12 protein-coding genes are annotated in these 14,851 nt (G+C 63.8%); 1 reads left to right on the top strand and 11 read right to left on the bottom strand.

What is annotated here, in order from left to right; translation table 11 throughout:
* Position 1 precedes the first annotated feature (1 nt).
* Together secA and H4I92_RS00315 are read right to left on the bottom strand one after the other, a co-directional pair.
* Positions 2-2,767, bottom strand: a complete 2,766-nt coding sequence (gene secA, locus H4I92_RS00320; protein WP_077528663.1) for a preprotein translocase subunit SecA — start codon at positions 2,765-2,767, stop codon at positions 2-4.
* A 164-nt stretch (positions 2,768-2,931) separates the two neighbouring features.
* Entirely contained in the window at positions 2,932-3,852 is a 921-nt protein-coding gene (locus H4I92_RS00315; protein WP_077528662.1) for a M23 family metallopeptidase, read from the bottom strand.
* Positions 3,853-4,043: 191 nt separating this feature from the next.
* Between H4I92_RS00315 and H4I92_RS00310 the strand changes: the two genes are divergently transcribed.
* On the top strand, positions 4,044-4,496 hold the full coding sequence (locus tag H4I92_RS00310; RefSeq protein WP_077528661.1) for a DciA family protein: 453 nt from the start codon (positions 4,044-4,046) through the stop codon (positions 4,494-4,496).
* 5 nt (positions 4,497-4,501) lie between these two features.
* Here the strand turns inward: H4I92_RS00310 and lpxC are convergent, their stop codons facing one another.
* The 9 genes from lpxC to murD form a co-directional block, all read right to left on the bottom strand.
* Positions 4,502-5,419, bottom strand: a complete 918-nt coding sequence (gene lpxC, locus H4I92_RS00305) for a UDP-3-O-acyl-N-acetylglucosamine deacetylase (RefSeq protein ID WP_077528660.1) — start codon at positions 5,417-5,419, stop codon at positions 4,502-4,504.
* A gap of 153 nt (positions 5,420-5,572) precedes the next feature.
* Positions 5,573-6,736: a cell division protein FtsZ gene (gene ftsZ, locus H4I92_RS00300; RefSeq protein WP_077528659.1), complete on the bottom strand. Its 1,164-nt coding sequence runs from the start codon at positions 6,734-6,736 to the stop codon at positions 5,573-5,575.
* A gap of 64 nt (positions 6,737-6,800) precedes the next feature.
* Positions 6,801-8,036, bottom strand: a complete 1,236-nt coding sequence (ftsA, locus tag H4I92_RS00295; protein WP_077528658.1) for a cell division protein FtsA — start codon at positions 8,034-8,036, stop codon at positions 6,801-6,803.
* 17 nt (positions 8,037-8,053) lie between these two features.
* On the bottom strand, positions 8,054-8,881 hold the full coding sequence (locus H4I92_RS00290; RefSeq protein ID WP_077528657.1) for a cell division protein FtsQ/DivIB: 828 nt from the start codon (positions 8,879-8,881) through the stop codon (positions 8,054-8,056).
* Positions 8,878-9,837: a D-alanine--D-alanine ligase gene (locus H4I92_RS00285; protein WP_077528656.1), complete on the bottom strand. Its 960-nt coding sequence runs from the start codon at positions 9,835-9,837 to the stop codon at positions 8,878-8,880. The genes H4I92_RS00290 and H4I92_RS00285 overlap by 4 nt, the downstream gene beginning before the upstream one ends.
* Positions 9,824-11,284 carry a UDP-N-acetylmuramate--L-alanine ligase gene (murC, locus tag H4I92_RS00280; RefSeq protein ID WP_077528655.1) on the bottom strand — a complete coding sequence of 487 codons (1,461 nt, stop codon included), beginning with the start codon at positions 11,282-11,284 and terminating at the stop codon, positions 9,824-9,826. The genes H4I92_RS00285 and murC overlap by 14 nt, the downstream gene beginning before the upstream one ends.
* A complete protein-coding gene (gene murG, locus H4I92_RS00275) occupies positions 11,271-12,353 on the bottom strand; it encodes an undecaprenyldiphospho-muramoylpentapeptide beta-N-acetylglucosaminyltransferase (protein ID WP_077528654.1) in 1,083 nt (360 codons plus the stop codon). Before murG ends, murC begins: the two co-directional genes overlap by 14 nt.
* Positions 12,350-13,507, bottom strand: a complete 1,158-nt coding sequence (gene ftsW, locus H4I92_RS00270) for a putative lipid II flippase FtsW (protein ID WP_077528653.1) — start codon at positions 13,505-13,507, stop codon at positions 12,350-12,352. The genes murG and ftsW overlap by 4 nt, the downstream gene beginning before the upstream one ends.
* Entirely contained in the window at positions 13,504-14,844 is a 1,341-nt protein-coding gene (gene murD / locus H4I92_RS00265) for a UDP-N-acetylmuramoyl-L-alanine--D-glutamate ligase (RefSeq protein WP_077528652.1), read from the bottom strand. Before murD ends, ftsW begins: the two co-directional genes overlap by 4 nt.
* Positions 14,845-14,851 lie beyond the last annotated feature (7 nt).

Here is a 14,851-nt window from a genome sequence, read left to right as displayed (position 1 = left end):
CTTATTCCGCCTTACCGTGACAGTGCTTGTATTTCTTGCCGGAACCGCAGTAGCAGGGCTCGTTACGGCCGATCTTGCGGTTATCACGAACGAACGGCTGCTGGCCAACACCGGCACTGTCCTCATCGCCGTCATCCTGGCCTTCACCAGCCTCGCTGTCATCCGCGCGGCCAGCGGCCTGGCCGCTGGCCTCGTCATGGCGCGCCTGGGCCCTGGCCAGCTCCTGCTGCAGTTCTTCACGCCGACGGCGCTCCATCTCATCCAGCTCTTCCTGACGCTGGACGCGAACGCGCGAGATCACCCGCACGACGTCAAACTTGATCGACTCCAGCATGTTCTGGAAGAGGTTGAAGGCCTCGCGCTTGTATTCCTGCTTGGGGTTACGCTGGGCATAGCCACGCAGGTGAATGCCCCGGCGCAGGTGATCCATGTTCGCCAGATGCTCCTTCCAGAGGGTATCCAGTGTCTGCAGGAACACCTGCTTCTCGAAGCGGCGCATGGTCTCGGCACCGACCACCTCTTCTTTCTCCTGATAGACACGGATGTGCTCATCGAGGATCCGCTGGCGCAGCTTCTCCTCGTACATGCCCTCTTCCTCAAGCCAGTCGCGTACCGGCACCTGCAGGCCCAGTTCGCTCTCGAGCTGCTGCTCCAGGCCGGGAATGTCCCACTGCTCGGGCATGCTCTGGGGCGGAATGTGCTGGCTTATGACCGAGTCGACCACATCCTCGCGCACCTGCTGGATGAGCCCCGAGATATCCTCGGACTCCATCACCTCATTGCGCTGCTCATATACCACGCGGCGCTGGTCGTTGGCCACGTCGTCGTACTCGAGCAGCTGCTTGCGCACGTCGAAGTTGCGCCCCTCGACCTTGCGCTGGGCCTTCTCGATGGAGTTGGTGACCATGCGGTGCTCAATGGCCTCCCCCTTCTGCATACCCAGCGCCTGCATCAGGTTCTTGACCCGATCCGGCGCGAAGATGCGCATCAGGTCGTCCTCCAGGGACAGGAAGAACCGGGAGGAGCCCGGATCGCCCTGGCGGCCGGCACGGCCACGCAGCTGGTTGTCGATCCGGCGGGATTCATGGCGCTCGGTACCGATGATGTGTAGGCCACCGGCCTCAACCACCGCGTCATGGCGGCGCTGCCAGTCCTGCTTCAGGGCCTCGACATCGGCTTCGGAGGTATTCTCGCCGAGATCGGCCAGCTCCGCATCCAGGTTGCCACCCAATACAATATCGGTACCACGGCCCGCCATGTTGGTGGCGATGGTAACGGTGCCGGGCTTACCCGCCCGGGCGATGACATGGGCCTCCTTCTCGTGCTGCTTGGCGTTGAGCACGTTATGGGGAATGCCTGCCTCGCTGAGGAGCTTCGACATCACCTCGGAGGTATCGATGGAGGCCGTACCCACCAGCACAGGACGCCCTGCGGAAACCTCATCCCGGATCTCGTCGATAATCGCCTGATACTTCTCTTCCTTGGTCAGGTAGATCAGATCGTTGTAGTCCGTGCGGTTGACCGGCTTGTTGGTGGGGATGCAGACCACATCCAGGCCATAGATCTGGCGGAACTCGAACGCCTCTGTATCCGCCGTACCGGTCATGCCGGCCAGCTTGTCGTAGAGACGGAAGAAATTCTGGAAGGTGGTCGAGGCCAGCGTCTGGCTCTCGGCCTTGATCTCGACGCCTTCCTTGGCCTCCACCGCCTGGTGCAGGCCCTCGCTCCAGCGCCGGCCGGGCATGGTGCGGCCGGTGTGCTCGTCCACGATGACCACCTGGCCCTCACTGATGATGTAATCCACGTTGCGATGGAACAGGTGGTGGGCCCGCAGCCCGGAGTGGATGTGATGCAGAAGGCTCAGGTTGGCCGCCGAATAGAGGCTGGAGTCCTCCTCCAGAAGCCCGGCCTCGCGCAGCAGGGCCTCCACCTTCTCATGACCCTTCTCCGTGAGCTCCACGGAACGGGACTTCTCATCAATGGTGAAGTCGCCGTCCGGCTCCTCTTCCGCATCCTCGGAGGATTTCTCCAGATGGGGAATGAGTTCGTTCACCCGCCGATAAATGTCCGTATCGCTTTCCGCCGCACCAGAGATGATCAGCGGTGTACGCGCCTCGTCGATCAGGATGGAGTCAACCTCGTCCACAATGGCGTAGTGGAGCCCACGCTGGACCTTGTCCTCCAGGCTGAACGCCATGTTGTCGCGCAGGTAGTCGAAGCCGAACTCGTTGTTGGTGCCGTAGATGACATCACAGGCATAGGCCGCGCGCTTATCCTCCGAGGGCTGGCCGGAGTTGATCACGCCCACACTCAGCCCCAGGAAGTTGTACAGCTGGCCCATCCAGGCCGCATCACGCCGGGCCAGGTAGTCGTTCACGGTGACCAGGTGAACACCGTTACCGGTAAGCGCGTTGAGGTAGATCGGCAGGGTCGCCACCAGCGTCTTGCCCTCACCGGTGCGCATCTCGGCAATGCGTCCCTCGTGCAGGGTAATGCCCCCGATCAGCTGGACATCGAAATGGCGCAGGCCGAGAACCCGGTCACTGGCCTCGCGCACCACCGCGAACGCTTCCGGCAGTATGTCCTCCAGCTCGGCGCCGTTACCGAGCTTTTCCCGGAGTTCTCCGGTCTTCGCTTTGAGCGCCTCATCCGAGAGCTCCCCGAGGCCCTCTCCGAACTGGTTGATCTGATCAACCAGTTTCTGCATGCGCTTGATTTCACGGGCGTTCTTACTTCCGAAAAGACGGGTGGCCAGCTGTGAGAACATAATCCTGATTCATTTCCCTAAAAGCCCTGCCTGGACGGGCGCCGCGAAAAGGGACAGGGCGGAACAGATGGAGTCGGCGCTGTCGAACACAATAAGGCACTGCATTCTAACGCCAATTAACTGAGAGGGAAAAGCAGTGGCCGGGGGCTGGCCCGGCCGGGGCGTTACATGAAGTCGGTGGGATTCTTGCGGGTGCCGTCCTTGACCACCTCGAAATGCACATGCGGCCCGGTGGAACGGCCTGTTGATCCCATGGCGGCGATCTTCTGGCCCTTCTCCACGATGTCGCCCTTCTCGACCAGCAGTTTCTTAGCATGGGCATAACGGGTCTTATAGCCATCACCATGGTCAATCTCAACAATATAGCCATAGCCGCCCTTCTTGCGGGCCTCTGTCACAACACCGGCGCCGACCGAGATGACATCGCCACCTTCACGGCCTGCGATATCAACCCCTGTGTGCCACGCCCGACGGCCATTGAAGGGATCAGTCCGGTAGCCATAGGGCGACGAGGTCCAGCCCCAGTTCACTGGCCTGCCATCCACTTCACGCTGGCTCTTGAGCTCACGATTGGCAATCAGCCGGTCCAGAAGCGTCAGCTGCTTCTCGCGGGAGCTCAGCCGGCTTTCAAGGGCGCTGATCTGATGCTCAAGGGCGGTCGTGGTCTGACTTTCCCCCGCCATCTCGGGTTCCGGGCCGCCCATCGCCGGGCGGGACTCAAAGTCGAACTCCTCGCCGGACAGATCCGCGGACGCCATCAGGTTCTGGCCCAGCGCATCCACCCGCATGGCGCGGGCCTGAAGCTCGCCCACACGCCGTGTCAGTGCCGAGATCTCGTTCTCGGCACTGGACTCTATCCGGTCCAGCTCCGCTTGGGTCTGATCCAGCCGCTCTTTCCAGCGGTCAACCATGTGACTCTCCGCAACGGTGCCAGTGGCCCCGGACTGGACTGCCAGCTGGTAACCACCCCAGCCGGCGCCGGCCATCATCAGTGCGAGACTGGCACCCGCGGCAAACAGCGTGCTTCGACCCGGAGAAAAGACCCGGGCTCTGCCGTGATGGCGGCCCACAAAAAGTATGTTCATAGGTTCACCCGAACTCTCCGTCTTGCGACTCTGTGTTCTGAGACCCTGCAGCATCCCTCGACCGGTTGTTGATCGTAGGATGGATGCCGAGCATACTCCAAGTGAGAGTCTAACGGAATCTTAACTGTGGGACAGGTCACGGAAAGGTTCCGTTACAATTTTAAGGTATTCTCCCTCTGCAGGTAGCGCTGATGCCCCGGGAAAACCGCCCCGCCCATCCCCTCGACAGTGGCTCGGAAGGCCCGCTCAGCCGGCTTCTCAGACAGGCCGAACAGCACCGGCGTGTAGAAACCGTCATCCTTGAAGCACTTCCCGGCAACCTGGCCGAATGCTGCCGTTTCGGCGGTTATGCGAACGGCGAACTGACACTTCTGGTGCCCGACAGCACCCGCGCCAGCCAGGTTCGCTTCCAGCAGCGCGCCATCGTCCAGAATCTGCGACAGGATGAACGCTTCAGTCAGGTGTGGCGTGTCCGCGCAAGGGTTCAGCCCTGGCATGACCCGCGCCCGCGAACAGCACGGGAACGACCGGCAATGACAGCGGATAACGCCCAACTTCTTCGGGAAATTGCGGAGGAAACGGAGGACAGCGGCCTCAGCGGAGTACTGAGACGCCTGTCCTCACATGCCGGGGAGGGCCAGTAGCCGGTTCAGCCTGTGGCGGCCAGACTCGGCTTGAAGTAGGAGATAGGGGCTTTGGCCTCATCGTCGAAGGTCACGACCTCCCACGCGTCCTCTTCCGCAATGAGCTTGCGGAGAAGCTTGTTGTTCAGGTCGTGTCCCGATTTGAAGCCACGGAACTCACCGATCAGACTGCTGCCCATCAGATAGAGGTCGCCAATGGCATCGAGCATCTTGTGACGGACGAACTCATCGTCGTAGCGCAGGCCGTCCTCGTTCAGGATGCGGTAATCGTCCACCACAATGGCGTTATCCACACTGCCACCGAGGGCCAGGTTCATGGAACGCAATGCCTCGATATCGCGCATGAAGCCAAAGGTCCGCGCCCGGCTCACCTCCTTGACGAAGGAGGTGCTTGAGAAATCAACCGTGGCATTCTGGTTGCGACCCTCGAACACCGGGTGATTGAACTCAATGGTGAAGCTCACCTTGAAGCCGTCAAAGGGTGTGAACGTGGCCCACTTGCCCTCTTCCTCGACGGTCACCTCACGCTTGATGCGGGTAAACTTCTTGGGCGCTTCCTGCTCGGCGATGCCGGCGGACTGCAACAGGAACACAAAGGGCCCCGCGCTGCCATCCATGATCGGCACTTCCGCCGCACTCAGCTCCACCAAGCAGTTATCGAGCCCCAGGCCGGCCATGGCCGACATCAGGTGCTCAACCGTCGCCACACGGACACCCTCTTTCACCAGGGTGGTGGATAGCATGGTCTCGCCGACGTATTCGGCTCTCGCTGCCACCTCCACAACCGGGTCCAGGTCCACGCGCCGGAACACGATGCCCGTATCCACCGGCGCCGGCTTCAGTGTCAGAAACACCTTTTCGCCGGAATGGAGTCCGACGCCGGTGGCTCTGATGGTGTTCTTCAGGGTGCGTTGTCTGATCATGATGTCATTGTTCCGTCATGGAAACGGCTTAAACTGAAGCCGTAATATAGCTCATACCGTAACAGATGGCGTGCTTAGACGCCATTTGTACAGTCTGTGGAAAACCGAGACATTGGCCGCATCGACGCCCACTGCCCCGGGATCCCCTCGGCCTCAGTCTGCCTGCCGACGCAGGAATGCCGGGATGTCGAGGTAGTCGACATTGGTATCCTGCTCGCCCTGGCTGTCCTGATCCACGGCCGCATTCCCCTCGCTGGCCACGGCACGCCGACGCAGTACCGCCGGGCGGTCCAGCTGGTTGTAGTCGGTCTTGCCATCCATACTGCGGGTGTTGTCCACCACCTTCTGGGGCGAATCTCCCTCGGCATTGAGCCCCGTGGCGACCACGGTCACCTTCAGCTCGTTCTCCATTTCCGGATCAATCACGGTGCCGACCACAACGGTGGCGGATTCGGAAGCGAATTCGCGCACAATGTCGCCGACCTCGCTGAACTCGCCCAGGTTCAGGTCCATGCCCGCGGTGATGTTCACCAGGATGCCGCGCGCGCCCTGAAGGTTGATGTCGTCCAACAGCGGGCTGCGGATGGCACCCTCGGCCGCCTCGCGGGCGCGCTCGTCGCCGGTGGCACGGGCGGTACCCATCATGGCGTTGCCCATCTCGGACATGACCGTCTTCACGTCCGCAAAGTCGACATTGATCATGCCGTTGCGGGTGATCAGATCGGCGATGCCCTGGACGGCGCCCAGCAGCACATCGTTCGCCGAGGCGAAGGCATCCAGCAGGCTGGTGTTCTTGCCCATCACGGTCAGCAGTTTTTCATTGGGGATCGTGATCAGCGAATCCACGGTATCCTCAAGCGCCTTGAGGCCGGCATCGGCAACCTTCATGCGCTTGCCGCCCTCGAAGCCGAACGGCTTGGTGACCACGGCCACCGTCAGGATGCCCATCTCGCGGGCCACTTCGGCCACGATGGGTGCCGCCCCTGTGCCGGTGCCACCACCCATGCCCGCGGTGATGAAGACCATGTCCGAGCCTTTCAGGGCTTCGGCTATGCGATCACGGTCCTCCATAGCGGACTGACGCCCGATCTCCGGGTTCGCCCCGGCGCCCAGACCCTTGGTGATGTTGCCACCCAGCTGGATCAGGGACTTGCTGTCCAGATCCTTCAGTGCCTGGGCGTCGGTGTTGGCGCACAGGAACTCAACGCCCTCGATCTCGCTTGCCAGCATGTGACGGACAGCGTTACCGCCACCCCCGCCGACGCCGACGACCTTGATCACTGCGCTCTGCTCTACGTTGTCTACCAGTTCGAACATTCCCCTTCTCCTTCCTTCTATCCAGCAGCTCATGCCGCTTTATTTGGATTCATTGATGATCGATTCAGAAATTCCCGGTGAACCATTGCTTGATTCGTGCCAGGAGTGAATCCCCCGCAGCCGGAGAGGGGCCGCCCCCGCGCCCTTTCTCCGCCTGCCGGAAGCCGTACATCAGCAGCCCCGCGCCGGTGGCGTACACCGGGGTGCCGATAACGTCGCTCATGCCCGTCACGCCTGACGGTATCGCCAGGCGCACGGGCGCGTGAAAGATCTCTTCCGCCAGTTCCACCGCGCCTTCCATCATGGAAGAGCCGCCGGTCACCACGATCCCCGCCGGAATCAGATCCTCAAATCCGCTGCGCCGCAGCTCGGACTGGACCAGGGTGAAGAGCTCCTCGTAACGGGGCTCGACCACCTCCGCCAGCGCCGCCCGGGAAAGATCCCGGGGCGCACGGTCGCCGACCCCCGGGACCTTGATGGTTTCCTCGGCGCCGGCAAGCTGTGTCAGGGCGCAGGCGTAGCGGGTCTTGATCTCTTCCGCGTTCTGAGTGGGCGTACGCAGTGCCATGGCGATGTCGTTGGTCACCTGGTCGCCGGCAATGGGAATCACCGCCGTGTGACGGATGGCTCCGCCGGTGAAGATGGCGATATCGGTGGTGCCGCCACCGATGTCCACCATGCACACGCCCAGCTCGCGTTCGTCGTCCGTCAGCACCGAATAGCTCGATGCCAGCTGCTCCAGGATGATGTCGTCCACATCCAAGCCGCAGCGGCGCACGCACTTGTCGATGTTCTGGACCGCGTTCACCGCGCAGGTCACCAGATGAACCTTCGCCTCGAGCCGTACTCCGGACATGCCCAGGGGCTCCTTGATGCCCTCCTGGTTATCGATCACGAACTCCTGGGGCAGGATGTGCAGCACTTTCTGGTCCGCCGGGATCGCCACCGCTTGGGCGGCATCAATGACCCGGTCGATATCGGCCTGGGTCACTTCCCGGTCACGGATGGCGACAATGCCGTGGGAGTTCATGCTGCGGATGTGGCTCCCCGCGATACCGGCATACACGGAGTGGATCCGGCAGCCGGCCATCAGCTCCGCTTCCTCGACCGCGCGCTGGATGGCCTGGACAGTGGTCTCGATGTTGACCACCACCCCGCGCTTGAGGCCGCGCGACGGATGCGAGCCGATGCCGGCAACCTCGATGGAACCGTCCGGATTCTGCTTGCCGACCAGCGCCACCACCTTTGAGGTGCCGATATCAAGCCCGACGATCATGTTCTCTGTGTCTGCCGATGACATAACCTGAGTCCCGTGATTCAAGAATCTCTCCAGCGCACCGCAACCCCGTTGCCATAGCGCGCATCCACCCCGGTGATATCCGCCGCCACAGGCGACAGCCGGGATTCATAAACCGTCATGAAGCGTTCAAAGCGCTCCCGGACCCGGTCCCGGCCCAGCGAGACGCTGATGCCGTTGTCCAGGAGCAGCGTCCAGGCGCCCCTGGCCTCCAGGCTGATGCTCTCAAGCCCCAGACCCAGCGCCGCCAGTTCGCTGCGGAAGGCCCGGGCCCGCTCCAGCACCTCGTCCGCGCGCCCCGGCGGACCGTTGAGCCGGGGCAGGTCCAGGGCCGCCGGGGCGGCGGGCCGGAATACCGCACCCTCGTCGCTGATCAGGGCCCGCCCGTTCCACAGGGCCACGGGGTCATGCTCGCGCACGCTGACGGACAGGGTTCCGGGCCATTCGCGCTCGACGGCCGCGCTCTCAACCCAGGGCAGCATCTCGAGCTGGGCCTTCACGCGGGAAAGGTCGGTGGCGAAATAGCTGGTCCCGATGAAGGGCTCCAGATGATTCTGAAGCGCCGGCTCCGTCACCCGCGTCAGATCGCCCTGCACCTGGACCCGACTGAAGTCCTGATCCAGGAACTGAACTCCTTGGCCAATGGCCCAGGGCAGCATGGCGGCGGTAATCGCCACTACCATCCCGAGCGACACCTGGCTCCAGGGCACCCGCGCCACGGCACTGCCGGCCATGCGCAGGGCCAGGCGCAGCGCGGAGGGGTCCTCCACCATGGGGCTGGCGCCGCGCTGACGCGCCGTCTTCGCACGCGTATCCCGGATCCGCAATGGCGACAGAAGCCCGTTCATGCCCGCACCTCCAGTGATTGTTCCAGGATCCGGACACAGAGTTCCCGGAACCCGATACCGGCCGCCTCGGCGGCCATGGGCACCAGGCTGTGGTCGGTCATGCCGGGAATGGTGTTCACTTCCAGCAGCCAGAAATCCCCCGCGGCGTCCTGCATGACATCCACCCGTCCCCATCCGCAGCCATCAATGACCCCGAAGGCCTCGAGCGACAGCTCCCGGATTCGCTGCTCGTGGGTGCTGTCCAGGCCACTGGGAAGCATGTAGTGGGTGTCGTCCGAGAGGTATTTGGCTTCGAAGTCGTAGAAGATATGGTCGGTGGCCAGCCCGATCACCGGCAGTGCCTGGTCACCCAGAATGCTGACGGTGTATTCGCTACCCGTTATCCATTCCTCCACCAGCACCAGTGGATCGAGTTCACAGGCCTGGATGTAGGCATCCTTCAGTTCGGCGACCGTTTCCACCTTGCGGATACCAATACTCGACCCCTCCCGCGCCGGCTTGACGCCGAGTGGCGCGCGCAGCTCGCCCAGGATGGCCTCGGCCTCCCCGACCGAACGCATGAATCGGAAAGCCGGCGTGGGAAGCCCAGCACCCGCGAACGCGTACTTGGTGCGCAGCTTGTCCATGCCCAGCGCCGAGGCCAGGACCCCACTACCGGTATAGGGGAGCCCCGCCTGATCCAGTATGGCCTGGGGGGTGCCGTCCTCTCCGCCACGTCCGTGAAGGGCGATGAAGCACCGGTCAAATCCGCCTTCGGCGGCCAGCCTGAGAATGGCATTGCCCTGCACATCCACGGCATAGGCATCCACCCCGGCCGCCTGGAGCGCGTCCGTCACGGCCTGACCGCTCTTGAGGGAAACACTGCGCTCCGCCGAATCGCCACCCATCAGGACGGCAACACGGCCCAGGGCCTGTGCCTGTTCAGCGCTGACGCGGTAATCGTCAGTGACCGTCATGATCACCTCCACTGCCCGTCAGTCCGTTGGCCGCAAGGCGTGCCGACAGGCCTCCGATGTCGCCAGCCCCCTGGGTAATAAGCAGGTCGCCGGGCTGGAGCAGGTTCCCCAGCAGGTCCTCAACACGATCCGTATCCTCCACGAACACCGGATCCAGCTGGCCCCGCTGGCGCATGCTCCGGCACAGGCTGCGGCTGTCCGCGCCCGGAATCGGCTGCTCGCCCGCCGCGTAGACATCCAGCATCAGCAGCACGTCCACGGTGGACAGCACCCGCACAAAATCGTCATAGAGATCACTGGTCCGGCTGAACCGGTGCGGCTGGTAGATCATGACCAGGCGACGACCGGGCCAGGCATCGCGCACACCCTGGATCACCGCCTCCACCTCACGTGGATGGTGCCCGTAGTCGTCCACCAGCGTGACCTCGCCCCCGGCTACCGGGTAGTCGCCGTAGACCTGGAAGCGACGGCCGACACCGGAGAAATGCTCCAGCGCCCTCAGAATATCCTCATCCCCGACGCCCTCATCCGTGGCAACGGCAATGGCTGCCATGGCATTGAGGACGTTGTGCCGGCCCGGCATGCGCAGGCGTACCTGCAGGTCCGCATAACCGTCGGGACGCAGGGCGCGGAAACCGGTACTGAAGCCGTCCGTGCTCACGTCCACGGCGCGGTAGTCGGCATCCTCGCTGAAACCATAGGTGATCACGGCCCGCGAGATGCGCTCCGCCACTTCCCGCACGCGGGGATCGTCACAGCACATGATGGCCACACCGTAGAACGGAAGGCTGTGCAGGAACTCCACGAAGGTCTGCTTGAGCTTCTCGAAATCCCCGCCGTACGTATGCATGTGATCCGCATCGATGTTGGTCACCACGCTGATCACCGGTGTCAGGTGCAGGAAGGAGGCATCGCTCTCGTCGGCCTCCGCCACCAGGTAACGCGAACGCCCGAGCTGGGCATTGGTGCCGGCGCTGTTGAGCTTGCCGCCGATCACGAAAGTGGGGTCCAGGCCGCCCTCGCCCAGAATCGAGGCGATCAGGCTGGTGGTCGTGGTCTTGCCATGGGTGCCCGCCACCGCAATGCCGTGGCGGTAGCGCATGATCTCGGCCAGCATCTCCGCCCGCGGAACCACCGGAACACGGTTTTCGCGGGCCGTGACGACCTCGGGATTGGATTCATCGACGGCGCTGGAAACCACGACCACGTCCGCATCGGCACTGTTCTCGCCACGGTGCCCGATGGCCACCCGGATCCCCAGCCCTCCCAGGTGCCGGGTCACGGCGCTTTCGCGGATATCGGAGCCGGTGACCTCATAGCCCTGGTTGTAGAGCACTTCCGCGATCCCGCTCATACCGGCGCCGCCGATACCCACGAAGTGGATCCCGCGGATACGCCGCATCTCGGGCACGTCATGGACCATGGGGCTGGTATTACGCTCGGCCATGAGCCGCCTCCAGACAGTAATTGACAACACGTTCGGTGGCGTCCGGGACCGCCAGCTCGCGGGCCCGTTCCGCCATGGTGCGCAGCGCCTCACGGTCTTCACTGAGACGCTGGATTTCGCGCGCCAGCCCCGCCGCATCCAGCTGGGACTGGGGCATCAGAAGGGCTGCCCCTGCATCGCTGAGATGGCGCGCGTTGGCCGTCTGATGGTCATCCACTGCATGCGGGAAAGGCACCAGCACGGACCCCACGCCTACACAGGCGAGCTCCGCCAGCGTCAGGGCGCCCGCCCGGCAGACCACCAGGTCGGCCCAGCCGTAGGCTTCGGCCATGTTCCCGATAAAGGGCACCACGTCCGCCGGGACGCCCGCATCCGCGTAGGTCTCCCGGGTGCTTTCCAGATGATCCCGGCCACACTGATGGCGGACCTCCGGCTGTCGACCGGCCTCCAGCGTTTTCAGCGCCTCCGGCACCACCTCATTGATGGCTCGGGCACCGCGGCTGCCCCCGAGTACCAGCAGTTTCAGCTTCTGCCCACGACCGACACGTTCCGCCGGTTCAGGGAGCCCCGTCAGGTCCTGACGCACCGGATTACCGGTGCAGCGGGTCACGGTCTTCGTTCCATAGGCGCCGGGGAATGCCTCCAGCGTGATCTCGGCCAGGTGCGAGAGCCACTGGTTGGTCATACCGGCAATCGCATTCTGTTCGTGGATCACCAGTGGCCGGCGCAGCAGCCAGGCCGCAAGACCGCCCGGCCCGGCTGCGAAACCACCCATGCCGAGCACGCAGTCAGGGCGGAAACGGCGGACCACCGCAAACGCCTGCCACAGGGCCCGCACCAGCTTCACCGGTGCCGCCAGGCGGGTGAGATCGCCCTTGCCCCGCAGCCCCGAAACCTCGATCAGGTAAAGGGGAATGTCCCTGCCACCGATCAGGTCGGCTTCCATACCGCCACTGGATCCGAGCCAGGCGACTTCATGGCCCTTCTCGCGAAGGGCTTCCGCAGTGGCCAGTGCCGGGAAAACATGCCCACCTGTGCCACCCGCCATGATCAGGAAACGCTGGCTCATGATGCCTCGCCCTCCTGCGCCCGCTGATCTTCCACTTCCATCTGGACCCGGGCGATCACACCAATGGTGACGCAGGTCACAACCAGGCTGGAGCCGCCATAGCTGACGAGCGGCAGGGTCAGGCCCTTGGTGGGAAGCAGCCCCGTGTTCACCGCCATGTTGATGTAGGCCTGGAGCGCGATCAGAAGCGTCAGGCCGTAGGCCAGGCAGGCGCCGAACGTCATGCCGGCATCCCGGGCCTGGCGCGCAATACGCAGACCACTGAGAACGAGCACCGTGAATGTCACCAGGATGCCCAGCGCCCCCAGCAGACCGAATTCCTCGGCAGCGATGGCAAAGATGAAATCCGTGTGGGCTTCCGGCAGGTAGAACAGTTTCTGGATCGAGTTGCCCAGGCCGGCGCCAGTCCATTCGCCACGACCGAAGGCGATCAGCGCCTGGGTCAGCTGATAGCCGGAATTGAACTGGTCCTTCCAGGGATCGAGGTAGGCCACAAGGCGCTCAATCCGGTACGGCTGGCTGAACAGCGCCGCGGCGCCCAGGGCCAGACCGGTCAGGCTCACCACCAGGAAACGGCCCAGCCCGACACCGCTGACGAAGATAACGCCAAAGGCAGCCGCCATCAGGACCACCACGGCACCGAAGTCCGGCTGGGCCAGCAGAAGCCCGCTGGCAGCCCCCAGTATGGCCAGGGGCTTGAGCACGCCGGGCCAGGTATCCACCACTTCCGCATGGCGCCGGACCACATAGCCGGCCAGATAGACCACCAGCAGCCACTTGGCCGCCTCTGATACCTGAAGGTTCGCGGCGCCCAGGGAAATCCAGCGGGTGCTGCCATTGACAGTGACTCCCAGCGGCGTAAGCACCAGGATCAGCAGCAGAAAGGCGCCGGCCAGCCACAGCCAGGCACCACGCAGCCACCACACCAGCGGAATGTTGGCCGCAACCAGCCCCGCCAGACAGCCCAGCACCACATAGACGCTCTGGCGCAGGACAAAATGCAGCGGGTTGCCGTAGTTCTGTGCCGCCACGTCCATGGAAGCCGAGCCAATCATCACAATGCCCAGTGTCAGCAGCACACCCGCGCTCAACAGCAGCGCCGTGAGTTCGCGCCGCGGTGCACGGATGGGCATGTTTCCCGCAACCGCCGTCATAGCGCCTCCACGGCCCGGGCGAAGGCATCGCCACGGGCCTCATAGCTACTGTACTGATCCAGACTCGAGCACGCCGGGGAAAGCAATACCCGGTCGCCGGCACATGCCTGGCCCGCCGCAACCCTGACCGCTTCCTCCATGGTGCCGACGCGTGTACTGGCTACACGATCACCGAAAGCTTCTTCCAGGATCGGCGCATCCTGACCCATGAGCACCAGATGGCGGACCCGGCCCGTAACCGCCTCTACCAGAGGGGACAGGTCCGCGCCCTTGGCATCGCCCCCGGCGATCAGCACCAGCTGGCCATCGGAGGGAGCCAGGCTTTCGATCGCCGCGCGGGTGGCACCCACATTGGTAGCCTTGGAATCGTTCACCCAGAGCACACCGTTGAATTCCCGCAGGCTCTGGCTGCGGTGCGGCAGGCCCCGGAACCGGCGGGCCGCCGCCAGCATGGGCTCCATCGGCAGCCCGATGGCATTGCCCAGTGCCAGTGCCGCCAGCACGTTGGCGATGTTGTGCATGCCGGCCACGGCCAGCTCGCGGGCGTGCATCAGGTTGTCCAGGCCATGGGTCAGCCAGAGACCGGTTTCGTCCTCGCGGGTGCTGAAGACCCCGAGATCCACCCGGAAGAGGCCGAAGAAGTGCGGCACCATGCCCTCGTTGAGCAGGGGCTGGCTCAGGGGATCGTCCAGGTTCACCACGGCGTTGCGCGCGCCCTGGAAGATCCGGTGCTTAGCCTGGAAGTAGCTCATGCGGTCCGGGTAGCGGTCCATGTGGTCATCGCTGACATTCAGGACGGTGGCCACCTCGGCTTTCAGGTCGGTGGTGCGTTCCAGCTGGAAGCTGGAAACCTCCAGGATGTAGAGCGGCACATCCGGCGCAATCAGATCCAGCGCGGGCGTACCCAGATTGCCGCCAAACCCGGCGTTCACGCCGGCCTCCGCGGTCATCTCTCCGAGCAGCGTGGTAACCGTGCTCTTGCCGTTGGAGCCGGTGATGGCCACCACCGGTGCCTCCACCGCCTCGCGGAACAGGTCAAGATCGCCGGAAATGCGCGCGCCCGCGTCGGCGGCCGCCACAATCGCTGGTTCATCAAGGCTGACCCCGGGACTGACGATGAGTTCATCGAAGCTGCGGAACCAGTCAGGGTCGAATTCCCCGGTCGCCACTTCCACGTCCGGCCAGTGCGCCCGCACTTCATCAAGCCCGGGTGGCTGGGCACGGCTGTCCGTCACGGCCAGCTGACGGCCGAGCGCATGGCAATGACGCACACACGAAAGGCCGGTAGCTCCCAGCCCAACGATCAGTGTGCGACGATCCGATGCGATCAGTGCCATGACTGTC

It is taken from the genome of Vreelandella halophila, assembly GCF_019903425.1.
In the GTDB taxonomy this organism is placed as follows: domain Bacteria; phylum Pseudomonadota; class Gammaproteobacteria; order Pseudomonadales; family Oleiphilaceae; genus Halospina; species Halospina halophila.
Note: the sequence above shows the minus strand (reverse complement) of the source record. Positions and strands in the feature narration are given on the sequence as shown.